This window comes from Niallia sp. Sow4_A1, from assembly GCF_052116745.1.
Taxonomy (GTDB): Bacteria; Bacillota; Bacilli; order Bacillales; family Cytobacillaceae; genus Niallia; species Niallia hominis.
On sequence record NZ_JBQKKM010000006.1, the window covers coordinates 35,237 to 58,813 of the forward strand.

Sequence of the window (23,577 nt, forward strand, 5' to 3'; positions counted from 1 at the left end):
AAGGAAGAATCGTAAAACGAAACTTCCTTTTTCCTTTAGTCTATACGCTTACCCTTTTTTAGCTTTAACCGTAAAAAGATATAAGTTTATAGTTACTCACTCATTCTTTTTTGAGCAGTAATACTAACCCAATCTTCCATTTGAACCGTTTCTATTATTTCTAGTCCAGATGCAATAATAGCATCCTTTACTTCTTCTTTTTTCTGAAGAATTATACCAGAAGCAATAAAGTAGCCGTCTTTATGAAGTAAACGGTACACATCATCTGTAAAACGCACAATAACCTCTGCCAATATATTTGCAACAATCACATCTGCCTGTTCATTTATTCCACTCAATAAATTATTTTGACAGACCGTTGTCGTTTCATGAACCTTGTTTAATTTAATATTTAGTTTTGCAGAACGCACCGCAACTTCATCCAAATCTAGGGCAAGCACAGATTTAGCTCCTAACATTGCCGCAGCAATGCTTAATACACCAGAACCAGTCCCAACATCAATAACTATATCCTCTTTTTTAACTATTCTTTCCAAAGCTTGGATACATAATACAGTTGTTGGGTGGGTACCTGTACCGAAAGCCATGCCTGGATCTAATTCAATTATTAATTCATCCGTATGAACAGGTGTATAATTCTCCCATGTTGGTACAATGGTAAATTTCTCTGATATTTTTACAGGATGATAATATTTTTTCCAAGCAGTAGCCCATTCTTCTTCATTAACTTCCATGATGGAAACTTTGTTTAAACCAATATCAATATTAAATAGTACTAAATTATTGATGTTTTCTTTAATTGCCTCTACTGTTTCTCCAAGAAAACTATTGATTGGTAAATATGCTTTAACTAGGACGCCTTCTTCAGGATAATCATCAGGATTTAGTTGGTAGATTTCGCCGAATTGGTCTTCTCTTTCTTTAATTAATTCAAAGGGATCTTCAATCACTACCCCACTAGCACCTGCTTCATGCAAAATATTTGAAATAGGTTCAATCGCTTCATTTGTCGTATGAATTGTGATTTCTGACCATTTCATCTCTACCAACTCCTTTTTGATTATTCACCTTTAAACGCTTTTTTTACTTTAGAGAAAAAGCTGTCCTCTTCTTCTCCTTGAGGGGAAACTCCAGATACATCAGCAAATTCTTGTAATAGTTGCTTTTGCTTATCTGATAACTTTGTAGGTGTGACTAAACGAATGATAACATGCTGGTCACCTTGGCCATATCCACGTACATTCGGAATACCTTTGCCTTTAAGTCGGAATTTCGTTCCAGTTTGTGTCCCTGCAGGCACTTTTAGCTTCACTTTTCCATGGATGGTTGGTACTTCCACTTCATCTCCAAGCGCAGCCTGAACAAACGTGATTGGCATTTCACAATATACATCTTCTCCATCACGTTCGAAGAACTCATGTCTTCTTATGTGGAATACGACATATAAATCTCCTGCTGGTCCCCCGTTTGTGCCAGGTTCTCCTTGGCCTGTGACTCTTAATTGCTGACCATCATCAATACCGGCTGGAATTTTAACACTGATTTTGCGGCGTTTTTTCACTTTACCTGTTCCGCCACAAGTAGAACATTTATGTTTAATCTCTTTACCAGTTCCATTACAGTAATTACATGTTCTTCTATTCACAATACGACCGAATGGTGTGTTTTGCTCCACATTCAGTTGACCTGTACCGCTACAATGCTTACATGTAACTGGCTTAGTGCCTGGCTTTGCTCCTGTTCCATTACATGTTTCACAATTTTCTTCTCTTGGTATTTCAATTTCAGTTTCTTTACCAAATGCCGCTTCTTCAAACGAAAGGGTCATCGTATACTGTAAATCAGCTCCTTGACGCGGTGCATTTGGATCTCTTCTTCTGGATCCTCCACCACCACCAAAGAAAGTGCTGAAAATATCTTCAAAACCGCCAAAGCCACCGAAATCTGAGCCGCCACCAAAGCCTTGGTTAGGATCTGTATGTCCAAATTGATCATAATGAGCTCGTTTTTGGTCATCACTTAGTACTTCATAGGCCTCTTTCACTTCTTTAAACTTTTCATCTGCATCTTGTTCTTTATTAATATCCGGATGATACTTTTTTGAAAGCTTTCGATAAGCCTTTTTTATTTCATCCTTAGAAGCTCCTTTGCTAACTCCAAGGACTTCATAGTAATCTCGTTTGTCCATAATTGATTACCACTCCCCGATTCTTTTCACATAGATGCTATTGTATCATTTTGCATTTCCAAAGTACAATAGTTTCTTCCTAACTTTCTTAAATATCGCCAAAAAACATCTAAAAGAAAAGCCAAAGTCAAGATAACCTGACTTTGACTTTTTTTCTAATTATATATTGTTTTCATTCGTTTATTTATCGTCTTTTACTTCTTCAAATTCTGCATCGACTACGTTGTCATCTTTATCAGATGCTCCGCCCTCTGCTCCTTGTGCAGCTTGTGCAGCTTGAGCAGCCTCTTCATATAATTTCATAGAAAGAGCTTGAACGATTTCTTGAAGAGCTTCTTTTTTCGCACGAATATCTTCTAATTCGTTTTTCTCAATAGCAGCTTTTAAAGCGTCTTTTGCCTCATTCGCTTTGGCAACTTCGCTTTCGTCCACTTTTCCTTCTAAATCTTTCAATGTTTTTTCAGTAGTGAATACTAATTGATCTGCTTCATTACGTAGTTCCACTTCTTCTTTACGCTTTTTATCTGCTTCAGCATTTTCTTCTGCTTCTCTTACCATTTTGTCGATTTCTTCATCTGACAAGCCTGTAGAAGATTTAATTGTAATAGTTTGTTCTTTGTTTGTGCCAAGATCTTTCGCACGAACATTTACAATACCGTTTTTATCGATATCAAATGATACTTCAATTTGCGGAATTCCACGTGGTGCTGGTGGAATATCAGCTAATTGGAAACGGCCTAATGTTTTATTATCTGCAGCCATTGGGCGCTCCCCTTGAAGCACGTGGATATCAACAGCTGTTTGGTTATCTGCAGCAGTTGAGAATACTTGGGACTTAGACGTTGGGATTGTTGTATTACGATCGATTAGCTTCGTAAATACTCCACCCATAGTTTCGATACCTAATGAAAGTGGTGTGACATCTAAAAGAACAACATCTTTAACATCACCAGTAATTACTCCACCTTGGATAGCTGCACCCATTGCAACTACTTCATCAGGGTTTACCCCTTTATGTGGCTCTTTGCCGATTTCTTTTTTGATTGCTTCTTGAACTGCAGGGATACGTGTTGAACCACCTACAAGGATAACTTTATCAATTTCAGAAGCGTTAAGATTAGCATCTTTAAGTGCTTGACGAGTTGGTCCCATTGTACGTTCTACTAATGAAGCAGAAATTTCTTCGAATTTAGCACGAGATAAAGTTACTTCTAAGTGAAGTGGCCCAGCTTCTCCAGCTGTGATAAATGGTAAAGAAATTTGTGTAGAAGCTACACCAGAAAGATCTTTTTTCGCTTTCTCTGCTGCGTCTTTCAAACGTTGTAAAGCCATTTTATCTTTGCTTAGATCAATGCCATTTTCTTTTTTGAATTGTTCTACTAAATAATCGATAATAACTTGGTCAAAGTCATCTCCACCAAGACGATTGTCACCAGCAGTTGACTTAACTTCAAATACGCCATCGCCAAGCTCAAGGATAGATACGTCAAAAGTACCTCCCCCAAGGTCATAAACTAAAATAGTTTGGTCTTCCTCTGTTTTATCAAGACCATAAGCTAAAGCAGCAGCAGTTGGTTCGTTGATAATACGCTCAACTTCTAATCCAGCAATTTTACCAGCATCTTTTGTTGCTTGACGTTCTGCATCATTGAAGTAAGCAGGTACTGTAATAACAGCCTTTGTTACTTTCTCTCCAAGATACTCTTCTGCATAACCTTTTAAGTATTGAAGAATAATAGCAGAAACTTCTTGAGGAGAGTAGTTCTTGCCTTCAACTTCCACTTTATAATCTGTACCCATATGACGTTTAATTGACATAATCGTGTTTGGGTTTGTGATAGATTGACGTTTTGCAACTTCCCCTACTTGACGTTCTCCATTTTTGAATGCTACTACAGAAGGAGATGTTCTATTACCTTCTGGATTTGGGATAACTTTTGGTTCTCCACCTTCAAGTACAGCAACACAAGAGTTTGTTGTACCTAAATCAATTCCAATAATTTTACTCATGGAAATTTCCCTCCTATTATTTTAATATGTAATGCTTATTGACTTACTTTAACCATTGCAGGACGAATCACTCTGTCTTTTAACTTATACCCTTTTTGAAACTCTTCTACCACGATATTAGATTCCGTTCCCTCTACTTCCTCTTGCATAACTGCTTGATGAAGGTGGGGATCAAATTCTGTTCCAACCGCTTCAATAGCTTCTACACCTTCTTTTTTAAGAGCCTCAATAATTCCACGATAAACCATCTCCACACCAGTATATAAACTCTGTGTTTGTTCATCAACGGCTTCAATTTTCAATGCTCTTTCCAAATTATCGATGCTTGGTAATAAGTCCATTACTAGACTTTGTGCTCTATATGTTTGAGCCGCTTCCATGTCAAGCCTTGATCTGCGACGTGAATTATCAAAATCAGCCTGCAGGCGAAGATAGCGATTAGTTTCTTCTTCTAACTTAGCTTCTAGCACAGCAATTTTTTCATTTGCTGCCTTTAGTTCTTCCTCAACTGCATTTTCCTCATTGGAAGGAGTTGCTTCAGCCTCTTCAAATACTTCTTCAACAGTTTCTTCTACTTGGACATTTTCTTGTTGTTCCATCTCTGCACTATTTGTTGTTTTTTCATCTGCCAACTTGTTCACCTCCCTTAAAGGAATAATTATTCAAATGAAACCCGTACAGATTGGCAGAGTTGCCAATAAGTTAATAGGTTAGTTAATCCTAATTTCTACACTTTAAATATTCCACAGTAGTTATTTTTGATACAAATTAGTAAGTACTTTTGTCAGGTCATTCGATAAAATATTTAATAAGCTAACAACTCTTGAATATTCCATTCTTGTAGGACCAAGAATGGCGATTGATCCAATTTGCTCATTCCCTATACTGTAAGAAGCAGAGATAATACTGCAGTTTTCCATAGCGATATTATTATTTTCTCTACCAATTTTAATGCTTATATCAGAGGAATTATTGCGAATAAGCTCTGGGATTCCATCCTCTTTTTCAATCATATTCAACAAATTTCTTATCTTAGCAATATCATGAAATTCTGGTTGACTTAAAATATTGGTTTTTCCGCCAAAAAACAATTTTTCATGTGTTTCAATTTTTACCGTTTCTGAAAGTGAGTTGATTAAATACTCATAATTGCTAATATGCTGTTTCAACAAGGAAGCAACTTCTTTATAAATCTTGTTATGAAGCTTATCAATAGATACGCCCGTTAAACGTTCATTCAAGATATTTACCAGCTTCTCAATTTCACCAGCATGGATAGATTCAGGTAAATGAAACATTCTGTTTTCTACATGTCCTGAGTCTGTCACAATAATGGCAATGGCCGTATTCGTATTTAAAGGAACAATTTGAATTTTCTTCAATTTGTTTTCCTTAACGGCAGGCCCAAGGACAATAGTAGTATAATTTGTTAAATCAGACAATATTTTTGCGGATTTTTGTACAATATTTTCTAATTCGTATATTTTTTCTGCAAAAAGTGAGTTAATTCTCAAAATTTCTGAACGCTTTAATTTCTGTGGCGATAAAAGATGATCAACATAAAAACGATATCCCTTTTCTGAAGGTACTCGACCAGAAGAAGAGTGCGTTTTTTCGATAAACCCGGATTCTTCTAAATCTGCCATTTCATTACGAATGGTAGCGGAGCTAAACGTAATATTTTCTTTCTTTGATAAACTCCGTGAACCCACAGGTTGTGCTGTTGAAATAAAATCATCAATAATCACCTGTAATATTAATAATTGACGATCAGTTAACACATTAATCACCTCTGTTAGCACTCTTTGTTAGCGAGTGCTAAATCTATATATAAAGTAGCAAAAACAAAGGGGCTGTGTCAATAATTTGCTTCTGATTTCTACAAGAAATTTTTCCCTTTTCCCTTCCAACTAATCACAACAGAAGAAAAGTTTTCTTTCTTAGCCTTTAAAATGTTTAAAAGAAGCGAATACTTCTCCTGTTATTAGAGAACTCCAATAAACGATTGAAACACTTCATTACCTAAGAATCTTCCTTTATCGGTCAATTTCAAATATTCGCCCTGAATTTTGATTAGTCCTCGATCCAATAGCCCCTTTATTTCTTTCTCAAAAAGTTGTAAGACAGTATTATTATATTTTTTTTCAAAGGATGTTAAACTTACCCCTTGGTTTTTTCTTAATCCGAGAAATAATTCTTCCTCCATTTGTTCAACAAGGGATACCTTCTGTTCATGCATAATAGGAAATTCCCCTTGTTCTAATGGCTGCATATATTTTTTCAAAGGACCATAATTAGAGTAGCGGTTTCCAGCAATATACCCATGTGAGCCAGCTCCAAACCCAAAGTATTGCTCATTATTCCAGTAGGTTAGATTATGTCTACTTTTAAACCCAGGCTTGGCAAAATTACTAATTTCATATTGCTGAAAACCATGACTTGTCATCTCTTCCATTAACACCCCATACATGCTTGCTTCCACATCTTCACCAGGTGTTGGTAGTTTACCCTTTCTCATCAGGTTATAAAAAACGGTTTTTGGCTCTATAATAAGAGAGTAGCCTGAATAATGCTGGATATCCAATGAAAATGCAGTCTTTAATGTATCTTTGAAATCTTCCAGTGTTTGCCCTGGCAAACTATAAATTAAATCCACACTAATATTGTTAAATCCAATCTTTTTGGCAGCCTCAATGGATGAAAAAACGTCTTCCGCCTTATGTGTTCTGCCAATCCTTTGTAGTAGCTCATTATTAAAAGACTGAACACCAAAGCTTAGACGATTGACACCCCCTTCATAAAGAGCTTTTAATTTATCTTCTGTTAAATCACCAGGATTCGCTTCAAAAGTATATTCGATCCCCTGATGCTGCTGTAGTTCTGTATTAATGATTCCACAAAGTCTTTCTAGCTGCGAGGCAGATAAGCTTGTCGGTGTACCTCCCCCAACAAAAATGGTAGAAAGCGTTTGTTCCCCATACTTATCAATGGTTAACTTTATTTCTTTCTCCAATGAATCTAAGTATTCATCTACCGGCTGTCCTTTTAAAAATACTTTATTAAAATCACAGTAGTGACAAATATGCTCACAAAATGGAATATGAATATATGCTGCTTGTATCAATTTTTCACAACCTTTAATTTAATCAACTCTATTACTAAACAGGGAGACCACAATCCCTGTTTCATTGGTAAAATAAGAAAAGAGGTTGATGCTATCTTTAGCACCTACCCCCTTTACTTATAGCAGTCAATGCACTTAATAGCAAGTTTCCTGCACTAGCTGTCATCCATGCTACTTTCGGCTCATCAACTGTATTTTATTTTTTTGTATTATTATCATCCATCCGTAACACGGCCATAAATGCTTCTTGCGGTACTTCAACGGAACCAACTTGCTTCATTCGTTTTTTCCCTTCCTTTTGCTTCTCTAACAATTTACGTTTACGAGAAATATCGCCACCGTAACATTTAGCCAATACGTTTTTCCGCATCGCTTTAATGGTAGAACGGGCAACTATCTTTTGACCAATTGCCGCTTGGATCGGAACCTCAAACTGCTGGCGTGGAATAAGTTCCTTTAATTTCTCTACAATTACTTTCCCTCTTTCATAGGCAAAATCTTTATGAACAATAAAACTGAGGGCATCCACTTGTTCTGCATTTAATAAAATATCCATCTTCACAAGTGTAGAAGTTTTGTATCCAATCAACTCATAATCAAAGGATGCATAACCTCTTGTGTTTGATTTCAATTGGTCAAAGAAATCATACACAATTTCCGACAATGGGATTTCATACGTAATTTTGACACGAGTTTCATCCATATATTGCATATCAATGAATACACCACGTTTTAGTTGACATAATTCCATGATCGCACCGACATATTCATTAGGAGCCATCATTGTTGCTTTAACAAAAGGTTCTTCAATGCGTTCGATTTTTTGAGGATCTGGCATTGCCGACGGATTGTCTACCTTGATTTCAGTTCCATCTGTCAAAATAACATCGTAGATAACACTTGGTGCTGTTGTAATCAAGTCAATTTTAAATTCTCGCTCAATCCGTTCTTGGATAATCTCCATATGAAGAAGGCCAAGGAAACCACAACGGAAACCAAATCCTAATGCTTGAGATGTCTCTGGCTCAAATTGCAACGCAGAATCATTTAGTTCCAATTTTTCTAATGCTTCCCGTAAATCATTAAATTTCGCACTGTCTATTGGATACAACCCACAATAAACCATTGGATTTAACTTACGGTATCCTGGTAATGCTTCTGTTGCGCCATTCTTTGCATTAGTTATGGTATCCCCTACTCGAGTATCCCCAACATTTTTAATTGCCGCTGTTAAGAAACCTACATCCCCAACAGATAAGTGATCTGTAGGAGTAGCTTTCGGTGTAAATACTCCCACCTCAATAACTTCAAATTCTTTGCCTGTTGCCATCATTTTAATTTTGTCACCAGGTTTTACCGTACCATCAACAACACGGATATACGTCACAACCCCACGATATGCATCATATAGGCTGTCAAAAATAAGTGCTTTTAATGGCGCTTCTGGATCCCCTTCAGGAGCAGGAACTTTCTCAACAACTTGTTCTAGTATTTCCTCTATCCCTATTCCAGCTTTGGCAGAAGCTAGTACAGCCTCAGAAGCATCTAATCCAATTACCTCTTCAATTTCATTTCTAACCCTTTCAGGATCAGCACTTGGAAGGTCAATTTTATTAATAACCGGAACAATTTCCAAATCATTATCAATTGCTAAATAAACATTTGCTAATGTTTGTGCTTCAATTCCTTGTGCAGCATCAACTACTAGTACTGCTCCTTCACATGCAGCCAAACTACGTGATACTTCATATGTAAAATCCACGTGACCTGGTGTATCAATTAAATGAAGTGTATAGATTTCTCCATCATTTGCCTTATATTTAAGCTGGACTGAGTTTAATTTAATCGTGATTCCACGTTCTCTTTCTAAATCCATTGAATCTAATAGCTGATCTTTCATCTCACGTGCAGTGAGTGCGTTTGTTTTTTCTAATATTCTATCAGCTAGGGTGGATTTCCCATGATCTATATGTGCAATAATAGAAAAATTTCTAATTTTTGATTGTCTTTTTAGCATCTCTTCTCTGTTCATTTAGTTCACTCCTACAATAATCGCGCATGTACACTATTTTTGATTATAGCAGTGTGAAGAATAAGATTCAACGAAAAGTAAAATGAATTACTAAACAGTTTTCTAGTTTTCTTTTTCTTCAATTATATCTCCAACCAGACTTACGCCTTTTTCTGCCAATGAAGAAATGGTATCAGCTACTCCTTTACCGATACTTGACAATAAATTAAAAGCCCTCATTTCTTCTAATTGCTGTTTCTTTTGTTCTAAATCATGACTTGTAACGTTTTGTCCTAGGACGGAAGCCTCTACATTTCCATCCTCATTTTTTACGGAGACTGCACTTTGAAGCCCTTGATCATTATAGCCTCTCATTTTGTGAATCCCGCTATTTGCTTGCTGCATTCCGAATAAGACACATATAAACATTAACAAAACGATTCCGACAGCACCTAATGTATATAGTTTCAACTTGATCAATCTCCTTTAATCTAATTATCAAGTCTGCAATTCTCCATATATTAAAAAGAAAGGGAGCATCCCTAGAGATACATCCTTTCGTTCCATGGAAAAATAGCAATCATTTCCTAGCAACTCTATTAAAATGTATGAAAATACTAGGAAAGATAGAACTATTATTGTCAACTAGTGAGTATTATAACCAACATTTTCTTGATTAATGGCTGAATGAAGGGCAGCATTTAATCCATTTGCAAGTAAGTTAGCCATATCCTCAATAAAGACATCCACTTCTTTTGGCGTAACCATTAAATTATGACCTATTGGCGATAGCACTTCATAAATTAACTTTCTCTTTTCCTCTTCAGGCAATGTACCAATAATACCGAGAAAAGTCTTCCGATGCTGTTCTTCTGGCAAATCCTCCTCCGTTAATTTTCTTTTTTCTCCAAAGCTTAATCCTGCCGGTGCTAACGCTCTTGATGGCCTATTCCCTTCTTTTAGTTCTTTTCCAAAATGCTTCAAGATGTAATCTATCGTATCGCTCGTAATAGATACAGCATCCACCACCGTCGGTACTCCTATTGCAATCACTGGTCTTCCTAGTGTTTCTTCACTCAGTTCCTTCCGTTTATTTCCTACGCCAGACCCTGGATGGATCCCTGTATCTGAAACTTGGATAGTAGAATTTACACGGTCTATTGAACGTGATGCGAGTGCATCAATTACGATAACAAAATCAGGATTCGTTTTCTCTACTACTCCTTTAATGATATCGCTCGTTTCAATTCCAGTAAGACCCATTACTCCTGGGGCTAAACTTGATACTGGCCGATATCCCTCTTCCACGCTTTCTGGCTGCAATTCGTATAAATGCCTCGTTACAAGTATATTTTCACAAACCTGAGGTCCTAACGCATCTGGGGTAACATTCCAGTTCCCTAGCCCAACTACTAAGCAGGATGCATTTTCTTTAATATTGCTCTGCTTTAAAAATTGCGAAAACTCACTTGCAAAAACTTTCTCTACTTTCTCTTGCAATTTCGTATCCTGCTGTCTTATTCCTAATACTTCTATTGTTAAATATTTACCTTGTTTTTTCCCTATTATTTCTTCGCCCTTTTCTGTTACTTCCACATAGGACATTTTAATGCCATTTTCCTCTTTTTCCTTGATGATAACCCCTTCAAGCTGTGATTGATCCTGTTCATTTTGAACAAGCCCTTGTTTATGTAAAGCTAAATCCTTTGCCTCAATAGCTAAATCAGTCCGTATAGAATACATGCTTAAATCTAGTTTTTCCTCCATCGTTATCCCCTTCCAATTAAATTAATATAAGAGTATTATTAGCATTGCCTTTCTCCCCAAAAAAATTCATATTGTCCAAATTAGAAGGAAGTCTTGCATTATTAGTCCTCGTTTGATAAAATATCACTTGTTCTTTAAGTTTTTTAGGAATGTATATATCGAGTTTAAATAATGAACTTGATGCTTCTTTTTAGGAGGTGAACGTAAATGCCAAATATTAAATCTGCTATTAAACGTGTAAAAACTAGTGAAGCTCGTAATGCTCAAAACACTACAGTTAAATCTGCAATGCGTACTGCTGTTAAAAAGACTGAAGCTGCTATTGCTCTTAATGATACAACTGCTGCAAATGAAAGTTTTGTAGAAGCTGCTAGTAAATTAGACAAAGCTGCTGCTAAAGGTCTTATTCATAAAAATGCTGCTGCTCGTAAAAAATCTCGTTTAGCGAAAAGAAAAAATGCTTCAAACGCATAATGAGTAAAAAAAGACTATCAATTAGATAGTCTTTTTTATGTCTTTTTATTTATTCAGCTATAATATTAACCCCGTAAATCAAAATATAAACAAAAACAGTAAGAGGGGTTTTTCATCCTACTGTTTTTGTCACTATAAATTCCGCTCTCCTACATTCCATGTCCTAATTGAAATAAAATCATTTCTATCACCATATTTTTTGGCATGGATCCTGTTTTTAACTGATAATCGCCTTCTGCAAATAGTTGGATGCATTTTGTTAATTCCTCTTCTGTAAAACGCTGAGCTTGTCCTGCGGCTAGTTTCACTCGGAATGGATGGACTTTTAAAACAGAGGCAATTTGCTGTTGCCCATATCCTTTTTGAGCTAGTGCTTTTACTTGATAGATTAAGCGAAATTGATTTGCTATAATCGAAAGTATTTTTAATGGCTCTTCATTTTGCTTTAATAAATCATAATAAATCCGTAAGGCTTCATCCATTTTTTTAGAGATTACTTTATCGACAAGGCTAAAGATATTTTGCTCCAATGATTTCGCCACTAATTCCTCGACAATTTCCTTCGTTATTAATTTTGAATCTTGTACATATAAAGCCATTTTATCAATCTCAGATGTTAAAAGGGATAAATTTGTTCCCGCAAGACTTAGGATCATATCCAATCCATCTTCATTTATTTCAACCTGATTATATGCTGCACGCTGCTTGAGCCATTTCTTCAATTCTTGCTCATTTAATTTTTTGGCTTCCAAAATAGACGCTGCTGTTTTTAACTGTTTTGTTATTTTTTTCCGTTCATCTAACTTTTCGTAACTAGCGATAAATATCATTGTAGTAAACGGTGAAGGCTGTTTCAAATATTCCTCCAATTTCTTTACATTATGCTCTACCTTTGACTTTGTTTTTTCAGCCGTAAGGAAGAATGGATTATTTAAAACAATCACTTTTCTATCGCCAAAAAAAGGAATTGTTTCTGCATCCTCTATCGCTAATTCTACCGGAGTTTCCTCCAAATCATATGTAGATAAATTAAAATCCTCATCTTCCTCATTTAATAAAGATTGCAACAATAAATATTTCGTTTCGTTTATTAGAAAAGACTCTAGTCCGTATAATAAATAGACAAAAGAAAAATCTTTGCGTTTAATTTTTTTCCATAATTCTTCGATCATTTCTTCTCCCCATTCCCTAAATAACTCTTTAGCATAAACCATTACTAAACCATTATTATATACGAAACTCCTATTTGTTGTCCTCTTTTTCAAAAATTAGCTCATTTATTAACAGAAAGAAGGTCCTCGAGAAAACTCCTCTCTTGCTTAAGAAATTTCTTCAAAAAAGCTTGCTTGCTTTTCCAAAGCGTACTAGTAGCAAAAAAAGGGAATCAGAGAAACCTTCCTTCAATCTATAATGAACGTTACATATCAAGGCCTAGGATACTTCATATGTAACGGTGCACTTGTATTATTACTAGTGTGCTCGAATGGCTTTAATCTATTTGTGTCAAGTCTTGACAGCTTAGGAAATGCAAAACAAGTCATTTTTTATAAGTATTTTTTGTTCACAGGTAAGAAAGTAGAAACGTTCTAAAGTCCATTTGCTATCTAGCATATGCTGGCTAACAAATTTCAGGTCTCCTTTTGCGTAAGCAGACACAAAAAAGCTATCGCACTTTGTGTTTCCTTAATCTAGTCGCAGCGCTTAGGTGTTTTGGCGATGTGCAAAGAGCTTAAGCATATCTTACAGTGGGATAGGTATTAGAGTGACATTGTTTATTGATTTAGCCATTCTCATTTGCTATATTCTATGGAATTTGCAATTGAAACGTTCCACCTTTTTCGGAAAAATAAAAAGAAATTCCCCCATTTTCATCTGTTCTAAATACTTTGACTTTACTTTCTTTTAAAGTAGAAAGCACTTCTTGACTTGGATGGTTATAACTATTATTTTCCCCAACTGATATAATAGCAATTTTCGGTTTAAGCTGCTCAATAAATTCACTAGTAGAAGAAGTTTTGCTTCCATGATGGCCCACCTTTAAAATATCTATATCCTTTAAAAGCGGATAGTTAAGCATTAACGCTTCTTCTCCTTCCTTTTCTAGATCACCTGTAAATAACCATGTTCTATTGGCAACCTTTGCATAAATTACAATCGAACCATTATTCTTCGTTAAATCCTCTGTCTCAAAAGGAGCTAAAACTAAAAAAGCATCCTTCCCAGTAGTCCATTTTTTCCCTGCTTGAATAAAGTGAATCGGAATTTTTTTCTGCTTTGCTAACGATAATAGTCTTTCTTTTTCTATCGAAGATTCTTCCGTTACATTTGGATACATTATTTCTTTTACATTTAATTGCTCTATTACAGCTGTACTTCCTCCAATATGGTCTAAATCACCGTGTGTCAATATTAGTTTATCAATCGTAGATATCCCTTTACTTTTCAAAAAAGGAACTACTGTTTTTGCACCTACTTCAAAAGGATCTTTTCGTTTTTGCCATTCCTCCATAGGAAAAGTTACCGTCCCACCAGTATCAATTAAATAAGTCCCCTTATTATATGGCAATTGAATGAGAATACTGTCACCTTGGCCTACATCAATAAAAGTAATTTCGCCTTTTGCTGAATAAACATTGTCAATGTATTGAAAACTAATAATCAATATAGGGATAATATAGAGCCAATTCCTCGATTTCTTTGGCATAATTTCATACAAAAAAAAGAAAATCGGTAAACTGACAATATAAGCGCCAAGCAAAACAGAAGATGGTCTTCCGAGAACAAGCGTACTAAAAGGATAGCTAGCAAGCTTTAATACCAGTTTATCTGAAAACATTAACATAAGATCCAAAGGAAAAGAAAAAAAGGATAATATTTGTGGAAATAGAAAAGAGAGAATATAAAGGCTAATTAAATACGGCAAAACAATAATTGTATAAAAGGGGATATAAATAAGATTCGCTACTAAAGATAGAGTAGGAATTTCATAAAAATAATACAATATAACAGGAATTACTGCATATTCGGAAATAAAAGTAGTAAAGAAATACATTTTGACGGTTGAGGTATGATAAGACCTAATTAGAGTGGAAGAAAGGATGAGGAAAAAACAAACAATAAAGGATAACAAAAAACCAATATTAAAAAGATTCCGTGGGTCGATAATTAAGCATAAACAAAAGACTACACTGATTATATCAATCATCGGCAAGCCAGAAAAAATTCGAAATTTATTTTTGGCCAATAGTACCATGGAGGTCAAAACAGCTCTAACTACCGATGGACTTATTCCTGTCAATACAGCATAAACGGGCAAGAGTAGTAAAAGAATTGTGCTAGCCCTTTCTTTCGTAATTCCAGCTCGGATCATCACAAAATAAAGTATCCCTATTAATACGACAACATGGGAGCCAGAAATAGCTAGTAGATGGATAATTCCTAAACGCTGATACGCAATTTGGAGGTTTTCGTCCATCATTCCTCGTTCGCCAAAAATAAGCGCTTCTGCAATAGGTACGGTTGTTTCTGAAAAATGTTCAGCAATCCAGATAGTCCCTTTTTCTCTCAGCTGCTTTAATGAAAAGAGGAGATTACTTTCTTCCTTACAGTTTGTTAAATTTAAATCCTGTGTTGCAAGTAACCAATAAATTGAATCATTTTTAAGAAACTGTCTATAATCAAACCCATTCTCGTTTCTTTGCGAAGCGGGAAGCGATAATGACCCCTGTAGCATACAAGTTTTCCCAATCACTCGCTCACTTTCTAAAAAATTTTTTTCTTTTTCTGTATTCATTTTGTAGGAAACGATTAATTTTTCTTTCGTTTGTTTATCACGCCCAACGGTCCTCCACCTATCCCCGTCTATATCAGCTGACTCTAGGAAAGTAATGATAAAAGAAGAATCATCTTCGCTTATCTCCGAGTGGTTTCCTATATTGTCATAACTACCCCTCACAAGAAAAAGGAGAAAGAAACAAATGAGAAAACCACTTAATCCTAATGTGATTTTTTTAGCCAAATAAAGCCATAGGATAAAAAGAATATATAATAGATAAAAAAATAATGTTTGAGAAAAAGAGCATAAAATACCAAAAAATGCCGAAATGGCGAAGAATAGAAATCTAGTTTGAAACATAAATCGCTCCTATCTACTGCTGTAGATCGGAAAAGGAAAAGAATTATCAAATAGACGTCTTTGCTGTAGGGATAATAGAAAATAATTCTTCTGCTCTTTTTTCCAACGTTTCCACATTAACAGTATCCGTATTATTTTCCTTTAATTGCTTAACAAGTGCTTCCACTAAAGCCTTTTTCTCTTCTTTTTTATCAAAATCATTTCTCTCCACTTGTACTGTTGCAATATTAGCCTGTTCAAACAGCTCAAGTGCATACGGATGATTTTTATAATCTATTGCATAATACACTGTCTTAATCCCTGCTTGTACAATCGCCTTGCAGCATTGGAGACAAGGAAAATGAGTGACATATATATCTGCCCCATCTGTATGAACACCAAATTTTGCACATTGTAAAATCGCATTCATCTCTGCATGAATGGTTCGTACACAATGATTATCAATGACATAGCAACCTTCGTCTATACAATGAACTCCACCAGCTATGCTACCATTATATCCACCAGCAATAATACGCTTATCTCGTACGATAGTCGCTCCAACTGCTAATCTTGTACATGTGCTTCTTAATGCTAATAATTCACTTTGTGCCATAAAATACTCATCCCATGAAATTCTATCCAATTCCCATTCACTCCCATTAATTATCAAAGTTATGCAATGCAATAATCTAATTCTTCATTTAGTTTATCGAGAAGTATGTTGTGAGTCAATTATGAAAAGGAAGCTAAGCCATGGACATAACTCACCTAAATTTTCTGTAAAACATTTGTCTTTCACTTTATGGTAATGAATGCTTCTAATTTCTCATATGTTTTCTCGCCAATTCCACTTATGTTTTTGATATCCTCTTTTGTAGAGAAACCTCCATTTTGTTCACGATATTCAATGATTGCAGCTGCTTTGGAAGGTCCCACCCCTGGCAATTCAGTTAATTCTGTTTCACTAGCCTTATTTATATTTATTAATTCCTCATCTGAGGATAAGCTCGTCTGGTTTCCAGATTCGCTAATAATAGAATCTTCTTCCCCTATATATGGAACATAGATAATCATCTCATCTGTCACCTTCATCGCTAAATTCACCCCATTTTTTTCTCCTTTATCCAACATCCCTCCTGCTTTTTTTATGATATCATTCACTCGGTCTCCTTCCGTTGCTTCATAAACTCCCGGGTTTTTAACTGCGCCTTTTACATCTACAATCAGCAATTTATCTTGTAATCCCTCTTCCACACTATTACCATCTATCGCTGTTTCCTCCACACTGCTACCTGCAAATAAATCATCTTGCTGAATATAGTCTTCTTCCTCATTAGGTTGCATAAGGATAGGAGAATAATGATAAAGCACAAGAAAGAGTAAACAACCTAAAACAATAAAAATGAATTTTCTATTTTTTCGAAGCCAGTCCATGATAACTAATCATCCTTTCAGGTATATTTTTTATCTTTGCTTCATATCGTTATATGAGAAACCGCTCATTATAGGGGGGGAAGGAAAAATGAAAATTGGAATGATTGGTACAGGTAATATGGGGAAAATATTAATAGAAGCGATGATTGATGGAAATGCTATTTCCCCCGAAGACGTATTTATTTTTAATCGAACACTTTCCAAAGCATTAGAAATTAAGGAAAATTATCCAAACATAAATATATGCTCTAATGCTATTGAAATAGCAAAAGAAGCAGATCTTATTTTTTTATGTGTAAAGCCTCATGATATGTATGGTGTCTCTAAAAACATTTCTCCTGTTTTAACAAAGGATAAATGTGTCGTTTCCATTACAAGTCCAATTAGCCCTGACCAGCTTGAAACTTTCTTTAATTGCTCTGTTGCGCGGATAATTCCAAGCATAACAAATAGAGCATTAGCAGGCGTATCTTTGTTCTCTTTTGGAAGGAATTGTACAGAAGCTTGGAAAAATCAGCTGGAGAATTTCTATAAAAAGTTTTCGACTCCGTTAGAAATTGAAGATAATATTACGAGGGTAGCCTCTGATATAGTAAGTTGCGGACCAGCATTTTTTTGTTATCTTACTAGGAAGTTTATCGAAGGTGCGGTGGATGAAACGGAAATTGATTTAGAAACAGCAACTAAATTAGCTAGTGAAATGCTTATTGGGTTGGGAGAATTATTAAAGAAAGGTTATTATACTTTACCTACCTTACAGGAAAAAGTAAGTGTAAAGGGTGGTATCACTGGCGAAGGAATAAACGTATTAGAACGTCAACTAGGAGATACTTTTAACCAGTTATTTCAGGCAACACATGCAAAATATGAGGATGATCAGCTATCCCTTAAAAATCTTGTTTCAGGGCATAAAAATAGTTAATGCTAATAAAACATTCTATAAGACTAACGTAAATTCCTTCTTTCCATTTAAATTTTTTTATCCGCCTTTAAGATTTTCCAATCGGACATAAGAAAATGGAAATGATCCCTCTATGGAACATTTCCATTTTCTAATAATTATTTCAACTTAGATACTCTCTCACTTTTTCTTACAATAAAAGAAAATTCTTTCTGCATGATCCTCTATTGGACCATCAGAAAAATCTGCTTCTACTTTTAGAATAGCAAAACCAGTTTGCTCAAGCCATTCTCTATACTGTTCAACCGAATAGGTTCGTTGAAGATGGAGTTCATCGTAGCGAAAATACATATCTGTTTTTTCGTCAAGTTGAAAAAAGCTTAAATCATGCTCAACACTATTTGGATAGTCACCTTCGTAGCACTGCCAAATAAGGCTTACGTCCTCATCGTTGACAGCATAGGTTTGATTAATAAATAAATGATTCATTTTATACAAAGAATGAACATCGAATATAAATAGACCTCTTTCATCCAAATGTTCATAAACACTGTTAAATGTATTAACCACTTCTTCTTCTGTTTGTAAATAATTGATGGAATCACAGCATATACAAACAAGATCAAAAACAGGTAAACCTTCTAACTGAGACATATCTTGTTCAAGATAAAAAATCGATTCTCCTGCTTCCATCGTTTTTGCCTGGGCAACACTCAGCATATCCTCTGATAAATCAACACCAGTTACTTGAAAACCAGCCTGTGATAATCTAATCGCTAATTCGCCTGTTCCACATGCTAAATCTAGAAGGTTTGCTCCATCAACTTTATAATCGCTTGCTGCTTTTTTTATAAGCTCAATCCACTTATCGTATGGAACATCATTCATCAGTCGATCATAAAGATAGGCAAACTGCTCATAACTCATTGACTAATCACGCTTTCAATGTTTTCAACTGGCGCGTCTCCCCAAAGGCGTTCTAAATTATAATAAGTTCTTTCATCCCGGTGGAAAACATGAACGATAATATCACCTAAGTCAACTAAAATCCACTTTGCTTCATTATACCCTTCAAATCGTTTAACCGTGATGCCAAGCTCGCTAGCTTTATCTTTAATTTCATTTGCAATTGCTTGTACTTGCTTGTCTGAATTACCATGACAAATAACAAAATAATCTGCGACTAGAGAAATACCTTTCATATTTAGTGCAACAATATTTTCTGCTCTTTTCGCATCTGCTGCTTTTACTGCCGTCCATAATAACGTACGTTCATCCATTCAATCAACCTCCATGTTTTATACAATAACTATTATATGTTTCAAAACTCAAAGGAAATACTGCTCTATTATTCCGGATGAGAAACATGATCGTGTTTTTTACTGCTTGTAAAAATGCACGTTCAAAATCCAGTTCTGCTAATTCTCTTACTTCATCAACACCAGGAAAAGCTCTGCCTGGTTCCATATAATCAGCCAAGTATACTATTTTTTCTAGCATACTCATTTCTGGTCTCCCCGAAGTATGGTATCTAATAGCATCTAGTATTTCCCTATCGTTAATTCCTACTTCTTTCTCTACTAGAAAAGCGCCAACTGGAGCATGCCAAAGTTCAGAATGAAACAATAAAAGATTAGGATCCATATTTTGCTCTAGGATGATCTGTTTCATTTCATCCTTCTGTCGGAATTTAGCGTAATCATGAAAAATCGCTGCCATTTCTGCCTTTTCGACATTTCCGCCATATTTAGTCGCTAACTTAATAGCTGTTTCCATTACACCAATTGTGTGAATATAACGTTTTTCCGTTATCTGCTCTTTCACTATTTGTAATGCTTCCTCACGCTTCATATAATCGATTCTCCTCAATATATCTCTTTACTTCATCTCTTACTAAAAATGAAATGGTTTCTCCAGCTTTAACCCTTTCACGAATTAAGCTAGAGGAAATATTAATATCAGGAACCTTTACATACTGAACAGGATAATCTGTTTCAAGTTCATATTTAGGACGGTTCACACTAATGAATTGTACCATTTTCATAAGCTCTTGAATTTTATACCATTTAGGCAGATATTCTACCATATCTGCTCCAATTATAAAATAGAAATCAATATCTGGATAAGCTTCTTCTAATAGCTTCATTGTATCGAAGGTATATGATTTTCCTTCTCTATCCATTTCAATTGTTTGGATTCGAAAAGAAGTGTGTGCCTCTATCGATAACTGTACCATGTCCACTCGATGAGCATTCGTTACGTCCCCTGATTTCATTTTATGTGGAGGTTCTTGGTTTGGCATAAACCATATTTCATCTAATTTTTTTGCATGTAGCACTTCATTCGCAATGATTAGATGACCAATATGAGGGGGATCAAACGTTCCTCCTAATATCCCTACTTTTTTCAAAAATATCGCCTCTTCTGCGGAATTAAGATGGTAAATTAATCGTTTTATTTTCTTTAGACTCTTTATATAACACGATTGTATTGCCAATAATTTGAACTAGCTCACTTTTCGTGCCATTCACTAATTCACTTGCAACGGTATCTTTATCTTCATCGCAATTTTGTAAAATGCTTATTTTCAATAATTCTCTTACTTCTAATGCTTCACTTATTTGCTTAATCATATTATCATTTACGCCACCTTTTCCTACTTGGAATATAGGACTTAAATGGTGTGCCTTTGCTCGTAAAAATCTTTTCTGCTTACCTCTTAACATGTTAATCCTCCTAATTGTGTCAAAACATTTTGCCTCATTCTAGTTGTATCTGGAAATACCCCTTGCCATTTTTCAAAAGCTAGGGCTCCTTGATATACAAACATATCAATCCCGTTTTGAGTTATTGCGCCTTTGGCTTTGGCATCCTTTAATATTTTTGTTTCCAATGGATTATAGATTATATCACTTACAAACGCACCCTCCATCACATTGCTCATTTGAATGGGAGAAGCATCTATTTTTGGTGACATTCCGATAGAAGTTGTTTGTATAATAAGACCATATTCTCCAAGCGTTTTTTCCGCTAGCGCAATTTCCATTATATTTGTTTTTACTGGATAAGGACATGCCTCTTTTAAGGCTTTTGCCTTTGAAATGGTACGATTGCAAATATCGACTTGTTCTACTCCATAATGAGCAAGAGTAAAATAAATACCCCTTGCAGCCCCACCACTTCCAATAATTAAGGTTCTTCGCTGTTTTATATCAGGAAGCTGCTTTAAAAGACCTTTTAGATATCCTTCTCCATCTGTATTATACCCAATCCATCGACCATTTTCACAAACTACAGTATTTACAGCACCAATAGCTTTACTCAACGGATCCAGTTCATCCAAAAAGGGAATAATAGCTTGTTTATGTGGTACTGTAACATTAAAGCCTGCCATGTTCATGTCCCTTAATTCACTTAAACCACTTTGCAGGAAATCCTTTTTTATATGTATCTTTTTCATCTCAGCATCTAATCCATAAAACTGAAAAAGATCATTGTGCATAATAGGTGACATGGAATGTTCGATTGGATCGCCAATTACTGCAAAATTCTTCCTCATACCGCTCTCCCTTTTCCCTTATGACATTTCTAATCCTTATATCAATGATTTACGAAGCATGGCATGAACCCCTTTTGGAACGTAAACAGATACTTGAATATTTGGTTCATTAACTGTAATCCAGCCTAAGCCCGAAAATACAATATCCGTCTTTGGCTCTTTTATGGAGAAATCGTGTCTTACTAATTCGGGAAATTCATCCATCTGTTCTCTGTTTGGAGGAGTTAATAACTCACCAGCATGCTTTTTATATAATTCATCTGCATTCTCCAATTTTGTTCGATGAATCATTATCTCGTTAGAAAAATAACAAACAAAGCTATTACGATCCCCTTTAACAAAATCAAATCGAGCTAGTCCACCAAAGTAAAGTGTTTGTCTGTCGTTTAATTGAAATATTCTCGCTTTGATTTCCTTCTTTGGAGTTATAACTTTTAAATCCTTTTTGTCAACAAAATGGGCCATTTGATGATGATTGATGATTCCCGGAGTATCCACTAAAAATTTCCCATCTGATAAAGGTATCTCAATGATATCTAGTGTTGTACCTGGAAAATGGGAAGTAGTGATTACATTTTCTTCTCCTGAAACCTCTTTAAGAATTCGATTAATAAATGTTGATTTCCCTACGTTTGTACAGCCAACTACGTAAACATTTTTTCCATTACGGTGATAATCAATTGCTTCTAAGACTTCCTTTACATTCTTCCCTCTTTCAGCACTAACAAGATACACATCTTCAGGTCTTAATCCTAAATCTTTCGCTTCTTTTTTCATCCAATTAATGACTTTCTGCTGTTTCACTGATTTAGGTAGAAGATCGACTTTATTTCCAATTAATAAAACCTTATTTTTCCCGGTAAAACGATGCAGACCAGGTAGCCAGCTTCCATTAAAATCAAATATATCTACTAATTTAACAATCAGGCTATCACTTTTGCCAATCTCATTTAATATCTTTAAAAAGTCATCATCTGTTAATGAAACATCCTGTACTTCATTATAATGTTTTAAACGGAAACATCTTTGGCAAATTACCTCTTCTTTCTCCAGTGAAGAAGAAGGGGCATATCCTAATTCATTTTTATTATCCGTTTGAATGGCAACTCCACAGCCAATACAATGTATTCTTTCTGTCACTTATTAATCCTCCCAAGTCAATTTTCCGTTTCTACGAAACCAATTTAAAATTCTTCTTTCAATTTTCCGATTGATTCTTGTCATAAAACCATCTGTTTGTGCAACAGGAACTACTAAAATAGTATGAAACCCACTTCTATTTCCACCAAGAACATCTGTTAATAATTGGTCTCCGATTACTACTGTCTCTTCTTTTTTTACATTCATTTGCATTACTGCTCTTTTAAATGCTCGACCAAGTGGTTTGCGCGCAGCAAAAATAAAAGGAATATGCAATGGATCTGAAAATGACTTAACCCTCGTCTCCTTATTATTAGAAACAATTGTTACTTTAATATTATTTCTTTTCATTTCTGCAAACCATTCAATAATTTGCGGTGTTGCAAGCGGGCGATCCCATTCTACTAACGTATTATCTAAATCAGTGATAATCCCTTTAATTCCTTTTTCTTTTAAGCTTTCGGGTGAAATCTCAAATATATTTTTTACAAACTGATCAGGTAAAAATTGATTAAACACTTAAAATACACCTCTTGTCTCTTTTATATCTATGTTTTTACCAATATATATGCTTCTCTTTTTATGGTAACCATTTTTCACGGTAGAAGAAAGTAATATTATACCGTTTTTCTTCTTAAAGAAGATACAATATCTATTCTTTTTTTGATAATAATAAAATAATTTTCGACAAAAATCGCATTTTTCAACATATGTGGATAACATTATGCACATAATACCCATTGATTTACACGCCGTCTACATACTTCTCAACAAATTAATCACAGGTTATCCACTTATGATTGTGGATAACCGAACAGTTGTTCTCTATGTTTATTTTTGTTAAAGTAAGGA

23 protein-coding genes are annotated in these 23,577 nt (G+C 35.1%); 2 read left to right on the forward strand and 21 right to left on the reverse strand.

Translation table 11 applies throughout. The features are described 5' to 3' along the window. Positions 1 to 92 precede the first annotated feature (92 nt). The 9 genes from prmA to gpr form a co-directional block, all read right to left on the reverse strand. The gene (gene prmA / locus ACTQ5K_RS05015) at positions 93 to 1,040 is read right to left on the reverse strand and encodes a 50S ribosomal protein L11 methyltransferase (protein WP_031536590.1); all 948 of its coding nucleotides are present in this window, start codon (positions 1,038 to 1,040) and stop codon (positions 93 to 95) included. Positions 1,041 to 1,060: 20 nt separating this feature from the next. After that, on the reverse strand, positions 1,061 to 2,188 hold the full coding sequence (dnaJ, locus tag ACTQ5K_RS05020; RefSeq protein WP_031536589.1) for a molecular chaperone DnaJ: 1,128 nt from the start codon (positions 2,186 to 2,188) through the stop codon (positions 1,061 to 1,063). 180 nt (positions 2,189 to 2,368) lie between these two features. Beyond that, the gene (gene dnaK, locus ACTQ5K_RS05025) at positions 2,369 to 4,198 is read right to left on the reverse strand and encodes a molecular chaperone DnaK (RefSeq protein WP_031536588.1); all 1,830 of its coding nucleotides are present in this window, start codon (positions 4,196 to 4,198) and stop codon (positions 2,369 to 2,371) included. A 35-nt stretch (positions 4,199 to 4,233) separates the two neighbouring features. After that, positions 4,234 to 4,830, reverse strand: coding sequence for a nucleotide exchange factor GrpE (gene grpE, locus ACTQ5K_RS05030; protein WP_031536587.1), 597 nt, complete (start codon positions 4,828 to 4,830; stop codon positions 4,234 to 4,236). Positions 4,831 to 4,950: 120 nt separating this feature from the next. Continuing rightward, positions 4,951 to 5,979, reverse strand: coding sequence for a heat-inducible transcriptional repressor HrcA (hrcA, locus tag ACTQ5K_RS05035; protein ID WP_031536586.1), 1,029 nt, complete (start codon positions 5,977 to 5,979; stop codon positions 4,951 to 4,953). 203 nt (positions 5,980 to 6,182) lie between these two features. Further along, entirely contained in the window at positions 6,183 to 7,322 is a 1,140-nt protein-coding gene (gene hemW, locus ACTQ5K_RS05040) for a radical SAM family heme chaperone HemW (protein ID WP_031536585.1), read from the reverse strand. A gap of 196 nt (positions 7,323 to 7,518) precedes the next feature. After that, entirely contained in the window at positions 7,519 to 9,354 is a 1,836-nt protein-coding gene (gene lepA / locus ACTQ5K_RS05045) for a translation elongation factor 4 (RefSeq protein ID WP_031536584.1), read from the reverse strand. A 102-nt stretch (positions 9,355 to 9,456) separates the two neighbouring features. Continuing rightward, entirely contained in the window at positions 9,457 to 9,804 is a 348-nt protein-coding gene (locus tag ACTQ5K_RS05050) for a YqxA family protein (protein WP_349204329.1), read from the reverse strand. A 174-nt stretch (positions 9,805 to 9,978) separates the two neighbouring features. After that, complete coding sequence (gene gpr / locus ACTQ5K_RS05055; protein ID WP_031536582.1) at positions 9,979 to 11,100, reverse strand: GPR endopeptidase; 1,122 nt, start codon at positions 11,098 to 11,100, stop codon at positions 9,979 to 9,981. A gap of 207 nt (positions 11,101 to 11,307) precedes the next feature. On the opposite strand from gpr, the gene rpsT reads away from it, so the two are divergent. Then, positions 11,308 to 11,574, forward strand: a complete 267-nt coding sequence (rpsT, locus tag ACTQ5K_RS05060; RefSeq protein WP_031536581.1) for a 30S ribosomal protein S20 — start codon at positions 11,308 to 11,310, stop codon at positions 11,572 to 11,574. A 149-nt stretch (positions 11,575 to 11,723) separates the two neighbouring features. Here rpsT and holA read toward each other — a convergent pair whose 3' ends face one another. The 4 genes from holA to ACTQ5K_RS05080 all read right to left on the reverse strand — a co-directional run bounded on the left by holA (position 11,724) and on the right by ACTQ5K_RS05080 (position 17,125). Then, entirely contained in the window at positions 11,724 to 12,746 is a 1,023-nt protein-coding gene (gene holA / locus ACTQ5K_RS05065) for a DNA polymerase III subunit delta (RefSeq protein WP_031536580.1), read from the reverse strand. Positions 12,747 to 13,378: 632 nt separating this feature from the next. Then, complete coding sequence (locus ACTQ5K_RS05070) at positions 13,379 to 15,709, reverse strand: DNA internalization-related competence protein ComEC/Rec2 (protein WP_235247948.1); 2,331 nt, start codon at positions 15,707 to 15,709, stop codon at positions 13,379 to 13,381. A gap of 46 nt (positions 15,710 to 15,755) precedes the next feature. After that, on the reverse strand, positions 15,756 to 16,334 hold the full coding sequence (locus ACTQ5K_RS05075; RefSeq protein WP_251627497.1) for a ComE operon protein 2: 579 nt from the start codon (positions 16,332 to 16,334) through the stop codon (positions 15,756 to 15,758). Between the two features lie 152 nt (positions 16,335 to 16,486). After that, positions 16,487 to 17,125: a helix-hairpin-helix domain-containing protein gene (locus tag ACTQ5K_RS05080; protein WP_031536577.1), complete on the reverse strand. Its 639-nt coding sequence runs from the start codon at positions 17,123 to 17,125 to the stop codon at positions 16,487 to 16,489. A gap of 88 nt (positions 17,126 to 17,213) precedes the next feature. On the opposite strand from ACTQ5K_RS05080, the gene comER reads away from it, so the two are divergent. Beyond that, on the forward strand, positions 17,214 to 18,047 hold the full coding sequence (comER, locus tag ACTQ5K_RS05085; protein ID WP_031536575.1) for a late competence protein ComER: 834 nt from the start codon (positions 17,214 to 17,216) through the stop codon (positions 18,045 to 18,047). A 159-nt stretch (positions 18,048 to 18,206) separates the two neighbouring features. Here comER and ACTQ5K_RS05090 read toward each other — a convergent pair whose 3' ends face one another. From ACTQ5K_RS05090 to ACTQ5K_RS05125, 8 genes are read right to left on the reverse strand one after another with little or no spacing between them, the layout of a single operon-like run. Further along, positions 18,207 to 18,953, reverse strand: coding sequence for a class I SAM-dependent methyltransferase (locus ACTQ5K_RS05090; protein WP_031536574.1), 747 nt, complete (start codon positions 18,951 to 18,953; stop codon positions 18,207 to 18,209). Continuing rightward, the gene (gene rsfS / locus ACTQ5K_RS05095; protein ID WP_031536573.1) at positions 18,950 to 19,306 is read right to left on the reverse strand and encodes a ribosome silencing factor; all 357 of its coding nucleotides are present in this window, start codon (positions 19,304 to 19,306) and stop codon (positions 18,950 to 18,952) included. The genes ACTQ5K_RS05090 and rsfS overlap by 4 nt, the downstream gene beginning before the upstream one ends. Before the next feature lie 4 nt (positions 19,307 to 19,310). Further along, complete coding sequence (gene yqeK / locus ACTQ5K_RS05100; RefSeq protein ID WP_031536572.1) at positions 19,311 to 19,877, reverse strand: bis(5'-nucleosyl)-tetraphosphatase (symmetrical) YqeK; 567 nt, start codon at positions 19,875 to 19,877, stop codon at positions 19,311 to 19,313. Then, positions 19,867 to 20,436: a nicotinate-nucleotide adenylyltransferase gene (locus tag ACTQ5K_RS05105; protein WP_251627496.1), complete on the reverse strand. Its 570-nt coding sequence runs from the start codon at positions 20,434 to 20,436 to the stop codon at positions 19,867 to 19,869. Before ACTQ5K_RS05105 ends, yqeK begins: the two co-directional genes overlap by 11 nt. Positions 20,437 to 20,458: 22 nt before the next feature. Next, positions 20,459 to 20,752: a ribosome assembly RNA-binding protein YhbY gene (yhbY, locus tag ACTQ5K_RS05110; RefSeq protein ID WP_016202941.1), complete on the reverse strand. Its 294-nt coding sequence runs from the start codon at positions 20,750 to 20,752 to the stop codon at positions 20,459 to 20,461. Then, positions 20,746 to 21,585: a shikimate dehydrogenase gene (gene aroE, locus ACTQ5K_RS05115; RefSeq protein WP_031536570.1), complete on the reverse strand. Its 840-nt coding sequence runs from the start codon at positions 21,583 to 21,585 to the stop codon at positions 20,746 to 20,748. Before aroE ends, yhbY begins: the two co-directional genes overlap by 7 nt. 36 nt (positions 21,586 to 21,621) lie before the next feature. Continuing rightward, positions 21,622 to 22,725 (reverse strand): ribosome biogenesis GTPase YqeH, encoded by a 1,104-nt coding sequence (yqeH, locus tag ACTQ5K_RS05120; protein WP_251627495.1) that lies wholly within the window; start codon positions 22,723 to 22,725, stop codon positions 21,622 to 21,624. 3 nt (positions 22,726 to 22,728) lie between these two features. Then, complete coding sequence (locus ACTQ5K_RS05125; RefSeq protein ID WP_235247945.1) at positions 22,729 to 23,244, reverse strand: YqeG family HAD IIIA-type phosphatase; 516 nt, start codon at positions 23,242 to 23,244, stop codon at positions 22,729 to 22,731. Positions 23,245 to 23,577 lie beyond the last annotated feature (333 nt).

Bases quoted from the DNA above. Each gene is read 5' to 3' on its own strand.
- dnaK (WP_031536588.1), bottom strand. From the start codon at position 4,198: ATGAGTAAAATTATTGGAATTGATTTAGGTACAACAAACTCTTGTGTT.
- ACTQ5K_RS05090 (WP_031536574.1), bottom strand. From the start codon at position 18,953: ATGAGTTATGAGCAGTTTGCCTATCTTTATGATCGACTGATGAATGAT.
- lepA (WP_031536584.1), bottom strand. From the start codon at position 9,354: ATGAACAGAGAAGAGATGCTAAAAAGACAATCAAAAATTAGAAATTTT.
- rsfS (WP_031536573.1), bottom strand. From the start codon at position 19,306: ATGGATGAACGTACGTTATTATGGACGGCAGTAAAAGCAGCAGATGCG.
- holA (WP_031536580.1), bottom strand. From the start codon at position 12,746: ATGATCGAAGAATTATGGAAAAAAATTAAACGCAAAGATTTTTCTTTT.
- gpr (WP_031536582.1), bottom strand. From the start codon at position 11,100: ATGGAGGAAAAACTAGATTTAAGCATGTATTCTATACGGACTGATTTA.
- comER (WP_031536575.1), top strand. From the start codon at position 17,214: ATGAAAATTGGAATGATTGGTACAGGTAATATGGGGAAAATATTAATA.
- dnaJ (WP_031536589.1), bottom strand. From the start codon at position 2,188: ATGGACAAACGAGATTACTATGAAGTCCTTGGAGTTAGCAAAGGAGCT.
- prmA (WP_031536590.1), bottom strand. From the start codon at position 1,040: ATGAAATGGTCAGAAATCACAATTCATACGACAAATGAAGCGATTGAA.
- aroE (WP_031536570.1), bottom strand. From the start codon at position 21,585: ATGAGGAAGAATTTTGCAGTAATTGGCGATCCAATCGAACATTCCATG.
- rpsT (WP_031536581.1), top strand. From the start codon at position 11,308: ATGCCAAATATTAAATCTGCTATTAAACGTGTAAAAACTAGTGAAGCT.
- yhbY (WP_016202941.1), bottom strand. From the start codon at position 20,752: ATGTTAAGAGGTAAGCAGAAAAGATTTTTACGAGCAAAGGCACACCAT.
- ACTQ5K_RS05070 (WP_235247948.1), bottom strand. From the start codon at position 15,709: ATGTTTCAAACTAGATTTCTATTCTTCGCCATTTCGGCATTTTTTGGT.
- ACTQ5K_RS05080 (WP_031536577.1), bottom strand. From the start codon at position 17,125: ATGGACTGGCTTCGAAAAAATAGAAAATTCATTTTTATTGTTTTAGGT.
- yqeK (WP_031536572.1), bottom strand. From the start codon at position 19,877: ATGAAGCGTGAGGAAGCATTACAAATAGTGAAAGAGCAGATAACGGAA.